Below are 15,545 nucleotides of genomic sequence, written 5' to 3'. Positions count from 1 at the left end.
GGCTCAGCCTGCGAGCGCAGGCTGACTGCCGGTGCTCGGCGCTTTCGTGGAGCGCGCCGGGACCGTCGGCTCGGGCGCGTCGACGACAGCCTGGATCCGCGCGGCGCGGACGACCTCACGGGCAGGCTCGCCCGCGTTGACGATCCCGCGTGCGACGGCTCCGATCACCAGCATCGCGACGAGCACGATGCCGGACACGAGCAGCGGCGTCCACTGATTCGCGAACGATGCCGTGGTGCTGAGCATCGCGCTCGGGATCCACAGTCCTACTGCTCCGCCGGCGAGACCCGCCGCTCCGCGCATGATCGCGACTCCCGCCACGATCGCGCACAGCGCCGCGAGCACGGCCCCCACCACTCCGATCGGCACCAGTATCGATGCCAGTTCGCTTGCCACCCTTGACGATGTCATCACGACCCCCCGGTCCGCGGAACCTCCGCATCACCAACATTACGAAGTGTCGGCATTCTGGGCATCCATCTGAAGGATGATGTTCCTCAACCGTGACGCGTTGTTCAGCGGCGCTTCAACCGTGCGAACCGTGTCCTCTTGACCACTCGCACCGGCTGGGTGACGACCGCGTCGACGACCATCGAGCCGTCGGTCGGGCCGATGATCGCCATCGCCGACGTCTCGGTGGACTCGATCGGGTCGACCGGCATGCGGGCGAGCGACCGGTGAGCGCGCACGTACGCGGGCACCAGCAGCACGATCGCGCCGAGCCAGGCGAGAGGGTTGCTGAGCGCGACGCCCTCGAATCCGATGAGCGCGCCGAGCACGACGGCCGCTCCCACGCGCATCACCAGCTCGATCACGCCCGTGACGGTGGGGATGAGGGTGTGGCCGAGGCCCTGCAGCGCCCCGCGGAGCACGAACAGCACACCGAGGGCCCAGTACCCGCATCCGTTGATGATCAGCATGAGGTGCGCGAGCCGCACGACCTCGTCGGACCCCTCACCGACGAACAGGCGCACCATCGGCGTGCCGAACGCGATGATGATGACGCCGAGTGCGATGCCGGCGGCGATCGCCATCCAGGTGCCCTCGACGACCCCTCGACGGATGCGGTCGGGGCGGCGCCCGCCCAGGTTCTGCGCCGTGTACATCGACGACGCGAGGCCCAGCGACGAGAGGAAGGCGACCGCGAGGCCGTCGACGCGGGATGCCGTCGTGTAGGCCGCGACGGCATCCGAGCCGAGCGTGTTCAGCGCCACCTGCACGGTGAGCGTGCCGATCGCGATGATCGATGCCTGAAATCCCATCGGCAGACCGAGGCGCAGGTGCTCCCTGAAGTCGTCGCGGGTGACTCGCCAGTCGGCGCGACGCAGGTGCAGCATCGGCAGGCGACGGCGCACGAACTCGAGGCACAGTGCGACGGAGACGGCCTGGGCCACGACGGTCGCGAGGGCTGCGCCGCCGACTCCCCACTCGAGCGGACCGACCATCAGGATCACGAGGCCGACGTTGAGCGCGCACGAGACGGTCAGGAAGATGAGCGGTGTGCGCGAGTCGCCGATCGCCCGGATGACGGCCGAGAGGTAGTTGAAGAACATCGTCGCGCTTGCGCCGATGAAGCTGATCTGGGTGAAGACCGTCGCCTCGGGCATGAGCTCGGCCGGCGTCTGCAGCAGCTCGAGCACGGGCCGGGCGATCAGGGGCGCGACGATCGTGAGCACCACGCTCGTGATTCCGGTCAGGATCACGCCGGTCGCGACCGAGCGGCGCACGGCGGCACCGTCACCCGCTCCGAACGCCTGCGCGATGGGGATCGCGAAACCGCTGGTCAGACCCCAGGCGAAGCCGATGAGCAGGAACAGCAGGCTGCCGGTGGCGCCGACGGCGGCGAGGGACTCGACGCCGAGGTGCCGGCCGACGACGACGGCGTCGGCGAACTGGTACATCTGCTGCACGACGTTTCCGAGCAGCAGGGGAATGGAGAACGACAGGATGACACGCCACGGACGGCCCGTGGTCAGAGAGGTGGCCATGAGAGAAGAGGCTCGCAGAACTGGGGGATGATCGGGGGTCGTACCAGGATATCGAATCGATTCGGTTGGATGCCATCCCCGATCGCCAAGTACGGTCGGAAGGATGCCGCAGCGGGACGCGGCACGGAACACCGGAGGTTCGAGCGATGACGACAGAGAAGACAGGCGGATCCGTCGGGGTGGACGGATCGGCCGACGGCGACGAGCAGCACCTGAAGCGGGCACTGAGCAACCGGCACATCCAGCTGCTCGCGATCGGCGGCGCGATCGGCACCGGCCTGTTCATGGGCAGCGGCAAGACCATCTCGGTCGCGGGCCCCTCGGTCATCTTCGTCTACATGATCATCGGCTTCATGCTGTTCTTCGTCATGCGGGCGATGGGCGAGCTGCTGCTCTCGAACCTCAAGTACAAGTCGTTCAGCGACTTCGCCAGCGACCTGCTCGGGCCGTGGGCGGGGTTCTCCACCGGATGGACGTACTGGTTCTGCTGGGTCGTCACCGGAGTCGCCGACGTGATCGCGATCGCCGGCTACACGGATGCGCTGTTCCCCGGCATCCCGTTGTGGATCCCCGGCGTGCTGGTGATCGTCATCCTGCTCGCGCTGAACCTGCCCACCGTCGCCGCCTTCGGCGAGATGGAGTTCTGGTTCGCGCTCATCAAGATCGTGGCGATCGTGGCGCTCATCATCACGGGTCTCGTGCTGATCTTCACCGGCTTCCAGCACGATGCGGGCACGGCGAGCTTCGCGAACCTGTGGGATCACGGCGGCATGTTCCCGCACGGGTTCATGGGCTTCGTCGCCGGGTTCCAGATCGCTGTCTTCGCGTTCGTCGGCGTCGAGCTCGTCGGCACCGCCGCGGCCGAGACGAAGGACCCCGAGAAGAATCTGCCGAAGGCGATCAACGCGATCCCGATCCGCATCCTGCTCTTCTACGTCGGCGCCCTCGTCATCCTGATGGCCGTCACGCCCTGGACCGAGTACGTCGCGGGCGAGAGCCCCTTCATCGCGATGTTCGCTCTCGCGGGCCTCGGCATCGCCGCGACCGTCGTGAACCTCGTCGTGCTGACCTCTGCCATGTCGAGCGCCAACTCGGGCATCTACTCGACCTCGCGCATGGTGTTCGGGCTCGCACAGGACGGCGATGCGCCCCGGCTGTTCGGACGCCTGTCGAAGCGCCGCGTGCCGCAGAACGCGCTGTTCCTGTCGTGCATCCTGCTGCTGTCGGGTGTCGTGCTGCTCTACGCCGGCAAGGACATCGGCACCGCGTTCGACATGGTCACCACGGTCTCGGCGGTGTGCTTCATGTTCGTCTGGACGATCTTCCTGTGCAGCTACCTCGTCTACCGCCGCCGGCGGCCCGAGAAGGTCGCCGCATCGAGGTTCCGGATGCCGGGCGGCATCTTCATGGTCTACGTCGTGCTCGCGTTCTTCGTGTTCATCCTGTGGGCGTTGACGACCCAGCCCGACACGCTGACCGCGCTGCTCGTGACCCCGATCTGGTTCGTGCTGCTGCTCGTCGCGTGGCTGTTCGTGCGGAAGTCGCAGAACCACCTGACCCGGCACGCCGCGCACATCGCCTACCTGCGCGACGACTCGGCGGAGTAGTCGCGACGGCTCGGCGTTCACAATTCAGCATCAGCCGGCCGATTCCTGACGAATCGGCCGGTTCTGCGGTGTCCGGGACTGCTCGTGCTGAATCGTGAACGGCGGCTGCCTGTGGGAGGTTCCGACAGGCCCTCCCTCGGGGCCGTCAGCGCGCGTAGCGTCGGCCCTGACGAAAGGACTCGACATGCACACTCGCACACTCGGACAGGGCCTCGAGGTCTCGGCAGTCGGACTCGGCTGCATGGGGATGTCGCAGAGCTACGGACCCAACCCCGGCAGCCGCGACGAGATGATCGGCGTGCTGCGGTCGGCTCTCGACCTCGGCGTCACGTTCTTCGACACCGCGGAGGTGTACGGGCCCTATGTCAACGAAGAGCTCGTCGGCGAGGCGCTCGAGCCGATCCGCGACCAGGTCGTCATCGCGACGAAGTTCGGGTGGCGCATCGAAGACGGCAAGAGCGTCGGGCTCGACAGCCGCCCCGAGCAGATCCGCCGCGTCGCGGAGGCATCGCTGCGGCGCCTGCGCACCGACGTGATCGACCTGTTCTACCAGCACCGCGTCGACCCGGACGTGCCGATCGAAGACGTCGCGGGCACGGTGTCGGAGCTGATCGCCGAAGGCAAGGTGCGCCATTTCGGGCTCTCCGAGGCCTCGGCATCCACCATCCGACGCGCGCATGCCGTGCAGCCGGTCACCGCGCTGCAGAGCGAGTACTCGCTGTGGACGCGCGATCCCGAGCGTGAGGTTCTGCCGACCCTCGGTGAGCTCGGCATCGGCTTCGTACCCTTCAGCCCTCTGGGCAAGGGGTTCCTCACCGGCACCGTCGACCAGACCACCTCATTCGCAGACGGAGACATCCGCGGCACGATCCCCCGCTTCAGCGAGGAGAACCGGGCGGCGAACCAGGCCCTCGTGAGTCACGTCACGGCACTCGCCGAGGCGAAGGACGCATCGTCCGGCCAGATCGCGCTGGCCTGGCTGCTCGCCCGCGAACCGTGGATCGTGCCGATCCCCGGCACCCGCCGCACCTCGCGCATCGCCGAGAACGCGGGAGCGGCGGCCGTGGCGCTCTCGGCAGACGAGATGGCGGATCTCGACCAGCTCGCCGCTCGCGTCGGGGTGCAGGGCGACCGCTACAACCCGCAGCAGATGTCGTTCGTCGACCGTTGAGCCGGCGTCGGCGCTGGGTAGTCTGAGGCGGATGACTCCGCCCCGCAGGTACCCGGCGACGATCGCCGCGCCTGTGGAGCACGAGCTCGTCATCAAGAAGTCGCGATTCATCGCGACCGTCGAGCCGGTCGCCTCAGTCGACGAGGCGGATGCGGTGATCGCACGGCTGCGGAAGCGGTGGTGGGATGCCCGGCACAACTGCAGTGCGATGGTCACCGGACTCCTCGGAGACCAGGCACGTTCGTCGGACGACGGCGAGCCGTCGGGCACCGCGGGCGTGCCGATGCTCGAGGTGCTTCGCAGGCGAGAGCTGACCGATGTGGTGGCCGTGGTGACGCGGTACTTCGGCGGGGTCAAGCTCGGCGCCGGCGGCCTCGTGCGGGCATACTCCTCGGCGGTCTCGGAGGTCCTCGACCTCGCGTCGCCGGTGCACCGGCAGTCGCTCACGCAGGTGATGTTCGACGTCTCGCACGCGGATGCCGGGCGCTACGACAACCTCCTGCGCGACTGGGTGCTGCACCACGGAGCGACGCTCGGCGACGCCCGCTATGCAGCGCTGGCGACGTTCGAGGTGTGGGCGCCGGCGGACGAGGTCGACCGTCTCGTCGAGGACATCGCGGCGGCGTCCGCCGGTTCCGTCGTGCCGGTGACCGGCGTGGAGCGCATCGTCGACGTCCCCGGCTGATCCACAACAGCGCCCGGATATTCTGGATGACGCGATCTCGGAAGGAGAGCGATGTTCGACAGCCCGCTCTCGGCTTCCGCCTACGAGATCCTCGGGGTGGACCCCACCGTCGACGACGGCGAGCTGCGGCGCGCCTATCGTCTGCGACTGCGCCAGACCCACCCCGACACCGGAGGGGACGCGGCCGTCTTCATCCAGGTGCAGCGCGCCTGGGAACTCGTCGGCACGCCCGAGGGCCGCGCCGCCTATGACCGTCGCTCCGGCGCCCACCCCGGCATCCCCGCCGAACCGGAGTGGAACGGCTGGCGGCCGCAGTCGGCGACCCGCACCGACACGCGTCCCCGGGCGCGGTCGTACGGCCACCCCGGCGGATGGCGTCGAGAGCGCTACCTCTCACTCATCCGCGAGTGGGCCGGCCGTGGCGTCGAGGTTCCCGATCCCTATGACCCGGCGCTCGTGCGATCAGCGCCGCGAGACCTGCGACGGCTGCTCGCCGATGCGCTGGCAGAAGAGGCGACCGCCCGCACGGTCAGCGCCCTCGGAATGGGATTCACGGTCTGGCACGACGTCGCGACCGGCGCCGACCCCGACGACAAGCTCGACCACGTCGTGCTCAGTCCGTCGGGTCTCTACGGCGTGATGTCGGAGGACTTCGGCGGCGTCGTCGGGTTCCGCCGCGGCGAGATCACCGGCCCGAGCCTCGGCACACGCGCGCCCGTCACCGCGGCGCTCGGCCGCATGCGCACCGTCGCGAAGGCCGCCAAGGTGAAGTTCGGCGGTCTGATCATGGTGCTCCCCGACGACGACCTGGCACAGGCCGTCACACCTCTGGGCAGTAGTCGCGGGGTGCCCGTCGTGGTCGTGCGGCGCAGCGCCCTGGCGATGGTGCTGCGCCAGGGAGTGCCCGGCGCACGAGCGATCGGCGGCAACGAACTGTTCGACGTCCGCACCCGACTGCAGCAGACCGTCACCTTCGTCTGACCCTGGTCGCGCCCTGTCGGCATCCGTCCGGCCCTCTTGACGGGCGTCGTCAAACCGGTTTACACTCGCTGCACCCGCCACTGTCAAACCGGTTAAACCGACGCCTGGCGAAGATGCGGACGATCAGCCCGATGTTCCACGAGGAGGTGGCATGAGCCGCACGACGATCGCCGACGTCGCCCGCGAGGCGGGAGTCACCAAGGCCACCGTCTCTCACGCGATGAGCGGCAAGCGCCCCATCTCCGACGACACCAGGGCGAAAGTGCTCGCCGCCGCGGAGAAGCTGAACTGGGTGCCGAGCCAGAGCGCCCGCGCGCTGGCCACCCAGAAGGCCAACGCCCTTGCCGTCGTGCTGGCCCGCGACCCCGAGGTCATCGCGAACGACTCGTTCTTCCCCGCGTTCATCGCCGGCGTCGAGTCCGTGCTGGCCGAGACCGAGACCGCCCTGATCCTGCAGGTGGTTCCCGATCGGGCGGCAGAGGAACGCGCCTATCGCTCGCTCAGCCACGGGCGGGCCGACGGCGCCCTGCTCCTCGATCTGAGGAACGACGACTGGCGCGTGCCGCTGCTCGAAGAACTCGGCCTGCCGGCCGTGCTGGTCGGCGCCTACGAGCAGCCGACCCGCTTCTCGTGCGTACGCACCGATGACGACGCCCCGGTGCGCGAGATCATCGCCCACCTGCGCGCCGAGGGGCATGAGCGCATCGCGCACGTGGCCGGCCCTCTCGACTACGTGCACTCGCGGGTGCGGGCGGATGCCTACATCGACGCCGTGGGCGGAGACGCACTGCTGCGCGAGGGCGACTTCACGGCATCCAGCGGTCGTGAGCGCACCACCGAGCTGCTCGCGCTTCCCGAGCGACCGACCGCGATCCTCTACTCCAACGACACGATGGCGATCGCCGGGTTGTCGTACGCCCGCTCGAGCGGACTCAGCATCCCCCGCGATCTCGCGATCGCCGGCTTCGATGACGACCACCTCTCGGCCCACCTCTCCCCTGCGCTCACGAGCGTCTCGTCGGGTCCTGCCGCACGTGGCCGCGCGGCAGCCCGCCTGCTGCAGGCCGACATCCTCGGCGCCGAACCGCGCACCGAGGTCGTCGACTGCAACGTCGTGCACTTCCGGGAGAGCACCACCCGCTAGACGATCACCCGAACCATCGCGTCAAGGAGGACAACATGAAGAAGAAGATCCGCGCAGCAGCGCTCTTGGGAGCCGTCGCACTGGTCGCCACCGGATGCTCGTCAGGAGGCGGGGGCGGCGACGCCTCGGCCGACGGCACCGGCTCCATCGACATCTGGCTGTCGAACAACGAGCAGGAGGTCGCCTGGGGCACCGCCGTCGTCGACGCCTGGAACGCCGAGCACCCCGACGAGAAGGTCAACGCCCAGGAGATCCCCGCGGGCTCGTCGTCGGAAGAGGCCATCACCGCCGCGATCACCGCCGGCACCGCACCCTGCCTCGTCTACAACGTGGCCCCGGCCGCCGTCTCGGGCTGGGTCAAGCAGGGCGGACTCGTCGACCTCAGCACCATGGAGGGCGGCAGCGACTACATCACCGAGCGCGGAGGAGAGGTCGACTCGTATGCGACCGACGGCAGCTTCTACCAGCTGCCCTGGAAGTCGAACCCCGTCATGGTCATGTACAACAAGGCGCTGTTCCAGGCCGCGGGCATCGATCCCGAGGACCCGCAGATGAACACGTACGACGCGTTCCTCGAGGGGTCCAAGGCGATCGTCGCCTCCGGTGTGCAGAGCGCCATCTGGCCGGCTCCGACGAGCGAGTTCTACCAGCCCTGGTTCGACTTCTACCCGCTCTACCTCGCCGAGACCGACGGCACCATGCTCGTCGAAGACGGCAAGGCGACGGTCGACTCGGATGCCGGCCGCGAGGTCGCCGAGTTCTGGAAGACGTTCTATGACGAGAAGCTCTCGCCGAACGAGGCGTCGACCGACGATGCGATGTCCGCCGGCACCACCGCCATGCAGCTCGCCGGTCCGTGGGCGATCCCCTCGTACGCCGAGACCGTCGACGTCGGGTTCATGCCGGTCCCGACCAGCGACGGCCGCGAGAACCCGACGACCTTCGCCGACTCGAAGAGCGTCTCGATGTTCACCGCGTGCGAGAACCAGGGCACCGCGTGGGAGTTCCTGAAGTTCTCGACGAGCGTCGACAGCGACGGACAGCTGCTCGAGGCCACCGGTCAGATGCCGATGCGCACCGACCTCACGGAGACCTACGCCGACTACTTCGATGCGAACCCGAACTACGTCGCGTTCGCCGAGCAGGCCGAGGCGACGGCCGACGTGCCCAGCATCCCGAACTCCGTGGAGGCCTGGCAGGCGTTCCGCGACGAGTACTCCGCCGCGGTGATCTTCGGCAAGGAGTCGATCGACGACTTCCTGAAGAACGCCACGACGAAGATCGACGACCTCGTCGCCGAGTGATGAGTCTGCGATGACGCTCCGAGACGACGCCGTCGCGGACGTGGCCGGGGGCACTTCAGCCCCGGCCCCGTCCGCGGGCCGGCCACCGAGGGCGCGGTTGCGCACCCGACTGCTGGGTGCGCAGCCGATCGGCGGCCTGTTCGCCCTGCCGTACCTGGTCTTCGTGCTGGCGATCTTCGCCTTCCCGCTGGGATTCGCGGTCTACATCGCCTTCCACGACTACTTCTTCACCGCGCCCAACGTCGAGGTCGAGCGACCGTTCGTGGGCTTCGACAACTTCGTGACCGTGCTCACCGACCCGAGAGTGCTCGGTTCGTTCCGCAACACCCTGATCTTCCTCGTCATCAACGTGCCGCTCACCGCCGTGCTCTCGCTCGTGCTGGCCGCGGCGCTGAACACCGGCATCCGCTGGGTCGCCGCCTACCGCGTGGCGTTCTACGTGCCGTATCTGACGGCCAGTGTCTCGCTCGTCGGCGTGTGGATGCTGCTCTTCTCGGGAAACGGTCTGATCAACACGATCCTCGGCCCGCTCGCCCCCGATCCGTCGTGGCTCGTGAACAGCGGGCTGGCGATGCCGATGATCGCGCTCTACGTCACGTGGAAGCAGCTGGGCTTCTACATCCTGCTGTATCTCGCGGCGCTGCAGAACGTGCCGAAGGAGCTCTACGAATCGGCCGAGACCGACGGCGCGGGAGCATTCTCCCGATTCTGGAACGTCACGGTTCCCGGCGTCCGTAGCGCCACCACGCTCGTGCTGATCCTGTCGATCATCACCGGAGCCAACCTCTTCACCGAGCCCTACCTGTTGACCAACGGCGGTGGCCCCGACGGCGCCTCGTCGACCCCCGTGCTGCTGATCTACCAGCTGGGCATCCAGCAGCAGAACCCCGACACCGCGGCAGCGATCGGCATGATCCTCGTGATCCTGGTCGGGATGCTGTCACTCGCCGCCAACCGCGCGACCAGGGAGCGATGACCATGAGACGCACGCGTTCACTGCCCCGCATCCTGAGCCTGATCCTGCTCACGGTCGCGGCCATCGGCTTCGCCTTCCCGTTCTACTTCATGCTGGTCGGGGCCTTCCAGGAGAATCCGACGAACTCGCCCAGCGAGCTCTTCCCGACAAGCGGGTGGACGGTCGACAACTTCCTCGCGATCGACTCCCGCATCGACCTCGCGGGCTCCCTGCTCAACTCGCTGATCTTCACGGCGGGTGTGCTGCTGGGCACCGTGGTGTTCGGGCTGCTCGCCGGATATGCGATCGCGAGGCTCGACTTCCGCGGCCGTGGCGTCATCTGGGTGCTCATGCTGCTCGTGCAGATGGTGCCGTTCCAGCTGCTGATGATCCCGCTCTACGTGCAGATCACCCGCAACTACGGGCTCGGCGATTCATACATGGGCATGATCCTGCCGTTCCTCATCAACACGACCGCGGTGTTCATCTTCGTGCAGTTCTTCAAGGCGCTGCCCGTCGAGATCTTCGAGGCGGCGCGCATCGACGGAGCCGGCGAGATCCGGCTGCTGACGTCCGTCGCGATCCCGCTGATCAAGCCGGTACTCGTCACGGTGGTGCTCGTCACGTTCATCGGCCCCTGGAACGAGTTCCTCTGGCCGTTCCTCATCACGAAGGACGCGTCGCTGCAGCCGCTCGCCGTATCGCTCGCCAACTACATCTCCAACGTCGCGCAGTCGACGGCGAATCCCAACGGGGCCATCCTCGCCGGCGCCACGGCGCTCGCGTTCCCCGTCGTCATCCTGTTCATCGTCTTCCAGCGGTTCTTCCGAGCCACCGACCTCGGCGCCGCCGTCAAAGGCTAGCCAGAAAGGCACCCCATGTTCACCGGAGCAACCTTCCCCCTGGGCCCCTTCGTCCCCTACGAGGCCAATCCCATCCTTCGACCGAAAGGCGACAGCTGGGAGTCGGCCAATCTCTACAACCCGGCCGCGATCGTCGACGGCGACGAGGTCGTGCTGCTCTATCGGGCGCACGCCGACGACATCGTCTCGCACATCGGCATCGCGCGATCGAGCGACGGCGTGAACTTCACCCGCGAGGACGCGCCGATCCTCTCCCCCTCAGAGGACTACGAGCGCTTCGGATGCGAGGACCCGCGCATCGCGCTGATCGACGGCACCTACTATCTGACCTACACAGGATGGGACCGACGCAGCGCCCAGCTCTGCCTCGCCACCTCGACCGACCTGCGCACCTGGACCAAGCACGGCCCGCTGTTCGACGACTTCGACACGTTCAAGACCATGGATCCGCGTGGGTTCAACTGGTCGAAGGCCGGCGTGATCGTGCCGCAGAAGATGCACGGCAAATGGTGGATGTACTTCGGCGAGGGGGCGATCTACTGGGCGACCAGCGACGACCTCATCCACTGGACGCCGGGCACGGCCGACACCGATCCGATGTACTCGCCGACCCCGGGCACCTGGGACGAAGCGCTCGTCGAGATCGGCACCTCGCCCGTGCTCGCCGACAACGGACTGCTGGTGTTCCTCACGAACGGCGCGACGAGGGTCGTGCATGACGACGGATCGGTCGACGTCGACTACCGGTGCGGGCAGATCGCGATCGACCCCGACGAGCCGACGAAGGTGATCGCCCGCCTGCAGGAGCCATGGCTGAGGCCGCAGACATTCGAGGACATGAACGGCCTGGTGTCGAACGTCACGTTCGTCGAAGGACTCGTGAAGTTCCGAGGCAAGTGGTTCGCCTACTACGGGCAGTCCGACACGACGCTGGCCGTCGCCATCCACGATCCCGCGCAGCCCTGGGGCCGGGCACTGAGAGACGCGAACGAGGAATGAGAGCATGTCCATCTCCCGACGCACGTTCCTGACCGCCGCAGCCGCGACCTCCGCACTCGCGCTGCTTCCGCTCGACCCTGCCGGGGCGCACGCCTCGGCGCCCGCCGCACTGCCGCTCGGATCTCGACCGATCGGCGCGGGTGGAGGCGCGCGGCTCACGAACCTCGCACACCTGCGCTTCCTGCTCGCCGAGGTTCCCGTGGTGGCGAGTACCACGCACACCACGTTCGGCATCGACGCCTCACCCCGCGTGCTCGCTCCGTGGACCTATGCCGACACCGACGGTGCGGGCGGATTCCGTCCGGTGGGTGGCGGCACTCGCGACGCCGTGACCGGGTACTGGACGCAGGGCGCCTACAACGCGGATGACATCGCGCGAGCGGCGATCGTGTTCCTGCGCGCGTGGAAGGCGACCGGCGACGCGCAGGCCCGCGACGAGGCACGCGATGTGCTGAGGTCGCTGGCGTTCCTGCAGACGACGAGTGGGCCGAATGCCGGCCGGGTGGTGCTGTGGCAGCAGGAGGACGGCACCCTGAACCCCAGTGCGATCCCCGTCGAACTGCCCGACCCGTCGGACTCCGCCGAGTCCTACTGGCTCGCTCGTTCGGTCTGGGCATTCGGCGAGGGCTATGCGGCGTTCCGGCGGGAGGATTCCGAGTTCGCGGCATTCCTGCTCGCACGGCTGCATCTCGCCCTCGACGCGCTCGGTCGCGAGTCTCTGTCGCGTGCCGGTCACTGGGTGCGCAGCGACGGACGGGATCTGCCCGCCTGGCTGATCGCCGGCGGCGCGGATGCGACGGCCGAGGCCATGCTCGGGCTCGCTGCGGCGACCGAGGCCGGAGATGCGCGCAGCCGTCAGGCTCTGCAGACCTACGGAGAAGGGGTGGCCGCGATGGCCACCGACCCGGCGAAGGGATGGCCGTTCGGCGCCGTTCTGCCGTGGACCGGGTCTCTCGGTTTCTGGCATGCCTGGGGCGCTGCCGCACCGGAGGCACTGGCTCGCGCGGGTGCGCTGCTGCGCCGCCGAGAGTGGACCGCCACGGCTGTGGCGGACGCGGGGACGTTCACCCCGCAGGTGCTCGCCTCGGGCGGACCGCACAACGCCTGGGCGCCACTGCCCGCGGAGGCGCAGATCGCGTACGGCGCACACGGCCGCGTCGCGGGCGCCGTGCAGGCGGCGTCCGTCGGCGGAGAAGGTCTGCGCGTGCTCGCCGGGCTGACTGCCAGCTGGTTCTTCGGGGCGAACACCGCAGGCGTCCCGGTGTACGACCCGGCCACCGGCGTGACGTTCGACGGCGTGGAGACCGACGGGCGCGTCAATCGCAACTCGGGCGCCGAGTCGACGATCCACGGGCTGCTCACGATGCTGCTGCTCGACGCGAACCGCGACATCGCACGCATCGCGACATCGATCACCGGCCTGTCCTCGTTCTCGGGACTTCGGGTGATCGATGCCGAAGGCGCTCGGCTCTCGGCGGGCTGCGAGGTCGTGCGGCCAGAGGGCGGCGCGTGGATCGGCGAGGGCAACCTCTCGGGAGCCGCGTATGTGCGGGTTCCCGCGGGCGAGTCGGTCGAGTTCGATGTGACAGAGGCCGGCGGCATCCTGCACGGTCTCGTCTGGAGACAGAAGGCGGATGCCGGAGAGGCGGTGTGGGAGGTGTTCCGCGGTGGCAGGCGGCTCTGGAGCACGCGAACCCCTGCCGGAGGAACGGGCGATCGCGGCCTCACGGAGGCCGACGGCATGCTCGTTCCTCAGCTGCTCGGTGGCGATCTTCCCGCCGATGCGGTGACCGTCCGGTGCACGAGCACCGGCGATCTGCGTCTCGACGCTCTCGTCATCCAGCCGGCGGTGTCCACGGCCGTGTATGCCATGGCATCCGGTTCCGCGGTGCTGTACGCGAACGGCGCTCGGCGCGATCAGCGAGTCTCGCCCCTCGCTGCGGGATCGGGCCGAGCCTACGACGCCGACGGATCGCAGCGTGGCCAGGCTGTGCAGGGCGGCAGGGTTCGCGTGCGCGGCGGAGGTTTCACCATCACGCGGTGAGGGCGCGGGGCTGTGCCGTCGGCACGCGTGCGGACTACGGTTGCGGTGTGCCTGCGCTTCCCGAGTACGACCCGCTGCCCGATCGCCCCGCCCCCGACAATCCCTCGGGAAAGCTCGTCCTCCTGCGCCACGGCGAGACGGAGTGGTCGAGGGCCGGCCGCCACACCGGCCTCACCGACATCCCGCTCACAGCGCGGGGTGAAGACCTCGCTCGCGCTGCCGGGAGGCTGGTCGCCGACTACGACTTCTCGCTCGTCCTGTCGTCACCCCTCGAGCGCTCTCGGCGCACGGCCGAGCTCGCGGGGCTTCACGCCGAGGTCGATCCGCTGCTCGTCGAGTGGGACTACGGCGGATACGAGGGTCGCACGACGAAGGACATCCGCGAGGAGCTCGGCTACGACTGGAGCGCCTTCACCCACGGTGTGATCCGGGGCGCGACGCCGGGCGAGACCGTGGAGGAGGTCGCCGCCCGCGCGTCCCGCGTGCTCACACGGGTGCTGCCGGCGCTGACCGAGGGCGATGTGGCACTCGTCGCGCACGGCCACTTCCTCCGCATCCTCACCGCCGTCTACCTGCGCCTCGCTCCGCGCTTCGGCGCGCAGATCACGCTGGATGCCGGATCGGTGTCGGTGCTGAGCTTCTATCGCGAACAGCCGGCGATCCTGACGTGGAACTACGGCCTCGAGCTGCCCCTCGCGCCGTCGGAGTCCTGACCCCCGCAGCGGAACGAGAGCACTGGAAACTCACGGCACGGTGACGAGCGAGATCGCATTGATCGTGGGAGCGCCGTCGAGAGCGAGCTCGAACCTCACCCCGGTCCGGGCATTCGTGACGTCGAACGCGATCGTCTCGTTCGTGCACGCGATCGGCTCCGACGGCGATCCCTCATCGAGTTCACTGACGGTGAGCACGATCGTCCCCTCGCCTCGGCATGCGAACTGCGCCTGATAGGTCCCCGGTTCGAGCGATGTAAAGCTGGTGACGTCGTTGGCCGAGCTGTTCTCGCTCATCCATCCGGAGAAGCCGAAGACGTATCCGGGCGAGTCCGACCCCGGTACCGCCGTCTGCGCCCACTCGGCGATCTCGTCCACGGGCAGCGGAAGCTGCGCCTCGTCGGAGTCGGCATCCGGAGTCGCCGTCGACGCGGAGCCGCTCGGAGATGGCGAGGGAGACGTCGATCCGGTCGCCGACCCCGACGGCTCTCCCGTGCATCCGGCGAGCGCGATGCCCGCCATCAGGACCAGTCCGATCGTCGCCGCTCGTTTCCTGAACATGCCTCCACGCTACGGATGAGCCAGGATGATGCAACCGCCGCGCCCGACACGCCATTCTTTTGAGTTACTCAAAATAAACGGTAGAGTCGGGGCCATGGAGACAGAACTCGACTCGGCACTTCGCGGTGCCGGGCTGCGTGCGACCGCGGGCCGCGTCGCCGTGCTCGAGGCACTGGAATCCATGGCCCACACGGATGCGGAGCGGATCTTCCGCACCGTGTCCGACGTGCTTCCGACGACGTCGATCCAGTCGGTGCACAACATCCTCGCGGACCTGACGACGGCGGGCCTCATCCGCCGGATCGAACCGGCAGGCTCCGCGGCGCTCTACGAGCGGCGCATCGACGACAACCATCACCACATCGTGTGCACCCAGTGCGGTGCGATCGGCGATGTGGACTGCGTCGTCGGCGAAGCGCCGTGCCTCACCCCGTCTTCGGCGGGGGGATTCACCGTCCAGACAGCCGAAGTGACCTTCTGGGGCCTGTGCCCCAGTTGCCAGAACGCCGCGCAGTAGCATCCGACGCCGA

15 protein-coding genes are annotated in these 15,545 nt (G+C 68.4%); 12 read left to right on the top strand and 3 right to left on the bottom strand.

Annotated elements, in window-relative coordinates; all coding sequences use genetic code 11:
- Positions 1–3 precede the first annotated feature (3 nt).
- Positions 4–396 (bottom strand): hypothetical protein, encoded by a 393-nt coding sequence (locus ACZZZQ_RS08020; protein WP_463507299.1) that lies wholly within the window; start codon positions 394–396, stop codon positions 4–6.
- Positions 397–515: 119 nt separating this feature from the next.
- Positions 516–1,988 (bottom strand): MATE family efflux transporter, encoded by a 1,473-nt coding sequence (locus tag ACZZZQ_RS08015; protein ID WP_463507298.1) that lies wholly within the window; start codon positions 1,986–1,988, stop codon positions 516–518.
- A 146-nt stretch (positions 1,989–2,134) separates the two neighbouring features.
- On the opposite strand from ACZZZQ_RS08015, the gene cycA reads away from it, so the two are divergent.
- The 11 genes from cycA (at position 2,135) to ACZZZQ_RS07960 (ending at position 14,454) form a co-directional block, all read left to right on the top strand.
- Positions 2,135–3,595: a D-serine/D-alanine/glycine transporter gene (gene cycA / locus ACZZZQ_RS08010; RefSeq protein ID WP_463507297.1), complete on the top strand. Its 1,461-nt coding sequence runs from the start codon at positions 2,135–2,137 to the stop codon at positions 3,593–3,595.
- Positions 3,596–3,779: 184 nt separating this feature from the next.
- A complete protein-coding gene (locus ACZZZQ_RS08005) occupies positions 3,780–4,766 on the top strand; it encodes an aldo/keto reductase (protein WP_463507296.1) in 987 nt (328 codons plus the stop codon).
- Between the two features lie 31 nt (positions 4,767–4,797).
- Positions 4,798–5,451 (top strand): IMPACT family protein, encoded by a 654-nt coding sequence (locus tag ACZZZQ_RS08000; protein WP_400339245.1) that lies wholly within the window; start codon positions 4,798–4,800, stop codon positions 5,449–5,451.
- Positions 5,452–5,502: 51 nt separating this feature from the next.
- Complete coding sequence (locus ACZZZQ_RS07995; RefSeq protein ID WP_053098165.1) at positions 5,503–6,432, top strand: J domain-containing protein; 930 nt, start codon at positions 5,503–5,505, stop codon at positions 6,430–6,432.
- Between the two features lie 151 nt (positions 6,433–6,583).
- Positions 6,584–7,576, top strand: a complete 993-nt coding sequence (locus ACZZZQ_RS07990; protein ID WP_053098166.1) for a LacI family DNA-binding transcriptional regulator — start codon at positions 6,584–6,586, stop codon at positions 7,574–7,576.
- A 35-nt stretch (positions 7,577–7,611) separates the two neighbouring features.
- The gene (locus ACZZZQ_RS07985; RefSeq protein WP_072592117.1) at positions 7,612–8,880 is read left to right on the top strand and encodes an extracellular solute-binding protein; all 1,269 of its coding nucleotides are present in this window, start codon (positions 7,612–7,614) and stop codon (positions 8,878–8,880) included.
- Positions 8,881–8,890: 10 nt separating this feature from the next.
- On the top strand, positions 8,891–9,856 hold the full coding sequence (locus ACZZZQ_RS07980; protein ID WP_082586444.1) for a carbohydrate ABC transporter permease: 966 nt from the start codon (positions 8,891–8,893) through the stop codon (positions 9,854–9,856).
- 2 nt (positions 9,857–9,858) lie between these two features.
- Positions 9,859–10,698: a carbohydrate ABC transporter permease gene (locus tag ACZZZQ_RS07975; RefSeq protein WP_053098169.1), complete on the top strand. Its 840-nt coding sequence runs from the start codon at positions 9,859–9,861 to the stop codon at positions 10,696–10,698.
- A 15-nt stretch (positions 10,699–10,713) separates the two neighbouring features.
- Positions 10,714–11,697: a glycoside hydrolase family 130 protein gene (locus tag ACZZZQ_RS07970; protein ID WP_072592119.1), complete on the top strand. Its 984-nt coding sequence runs from the start codon at positions 10,714–10,716 to the stop codon at positions 11,695–11,697.
- A gap of 4 nt (positions 11,698–11,701) precedes the next feature.
- On the top strand, positions 11,702–13,741 hold the full coding sequence (locus ACZZZQ_RS07965) for a hypothetical protein (RefSeq protein WP_463507295.1): 2,040 nt from the start codon (positions 11,702–11,704) through the stop codon (positions 13,739–13,741).
- Positions 13,742–13,788: 47 nt separating this feature from the next.
- Positions 13,789–14,454, top strand: coding sequence for a histidine phosphatase family protein (locus ACZZZQ_RS07960; protein WP_082298058.1), 666 nt, complete (start codon positions 13,789–13,791; stop codon positions 14,452–14,454).
- Between the two features lie 30 nt (positions 14,455–14,484).
- Here the strand turns inward: ACZZZQ_RS07960 and ACZZZQ_RS07955 are convergent, their stop codons facing one another.
- Positions 14,485–15,015 (bottom strand): hypothetical protein, encoded by a 531-nt coding sequence (locus ACZZZQ_RS07955; RefSeq protein WP_072592121.1) that lies wholly within the window; start codon positions 15,013–15,015, stop codon positions 14,485–14,487.
- A 94-nt stretch (positions 15,016–15,109) separates the two neighbouring features.
- Between ACZZZQ_RS07955 and ACZZZQ_RS07950 the strand changes: the two genes are divergently transcribed.
- Complete coding sequence (locus tag ACZZZQ_RS07950) at positions 15,110–15,532, top strand: Fur family transcriptional regulator (RefSeq protein ID WP_053098173.1); 423 nt, start codon at positions 15,110–15,112, stop codon at positions 15,530–15,532.
- The last annotated feature ends 13 nt before the right edge of the window (positions 15,533–15,545 follow it).

The organism is Microbacterium sp. AC132, from assembly GCF_979258525.1.
The sequence above is the reverse complement of the archived record's forward strand: the minus strand, read 5'-3'. Positions and strand labels throughout refer to the sequence as shown.

What these genes read in the sequence shown, in the direction of transcription:
- ACZZZQ_RS07980 (WP_082586444.1), top strand. Translation starts at nt 8,891, where the DNA reads ATGACGCTCCGAGACGACGCCGTCGCGGACGTGGCCGGGGGCACTTCA.
- ACZZZQ_RS07990 (WP_053098166.1), top strand. Translation starts at nt 6,584, where the DNA reads ATGAGCCGCACGACGATCGCCGACGTCGCCCGCGAGGCGGGAGTCACC.
- ACZZZQ_RS07975 (WP_053098169.1), top strand. Translation starts at nt 9,859, where the DNA reads ATGAGACGCACGCGTTCACTGCCCCGCATCCTGAGCCTGATCCTGCTC.
- ACZZZQ_RS07950 (WP_053098173.1), top strand. Translation starts at nt 15,110, where the DNA reads ATGGAGACAGAACTCGACTCGGCACTTCGCGGTGCCGGGCTGCGTGCG.
- ACZZZQ_RS07985 (WP_072592117.1), top strand. Translation starts at nt 7,612, where the DNA reads ATGAAGAAGAAGATCCGCGCAGCAGCGCTCTTGGGAGCCGTCGCACTG.
- ACZZZQ_RS08015 (WP_463507298.1), bottom strand. Translation starts at nt 1,988, where the DNA reads ATGGCCACCTCTCTGACCACGGGCCGTCCGTGGCGTGTCATCCTGTCG.
- ACZZZQ_RS07995 (WP_053098165.1), top strand. Translation starts at nt 5,503, where the DNA reads ATGTTCGACAGCCCGCTCTCGGCTTCCGCCTACGAGATCCTCGGGGTG.
- ACZZZQ_RS07965 (WP_463507295.1), top strand. Translation starts at nt 11,702, where the DNA reads ATGTCCATCTCCCGACGCACGTTCCTGACCGCCGCAGCCGCGACCTCC.
- ACZZZQ_RS07970 (WP_072592119.1), top strand. Translation starts at nt 10,714, where the DNA reads ATGTTCACCGGAGCAACCTTCCCCCTGGGCCCCTTCGTCCCCTACGAG.
- ACZZZQ_RS08005 (WP_463507296.1), top strand. Translation starts at nt 3,780, where the DNA reads ATGCACACTCGCACACTCGGACAGGGCCTCGAGGTCTCGGCAGTCGGA.
- ACZZZQ_RS08000 (WP_400339245.1), top strand. Translation starts at nt 4,798, where the DNA reads ATGACTCCGCCCCGCAGGTACCCGGCGACGATCGCCGCGCCTGTGGAG.
- ACZZZQ_RS07955 (WP_072592121.1), bottom strand. Translation starts at nt 15,015, where the DNA reads ATGTTCAGGAAACGAGCGGCGACGATCGGACTGGTCCTGATGGCGGGC.
- cycA (WP_463507297.1), top strand. Translation starts at nt 2,135, where the DNA reads ATGACGACAGAGAAGACAGGCGGATCCGTCGGGGTGGACGGATCGGCC.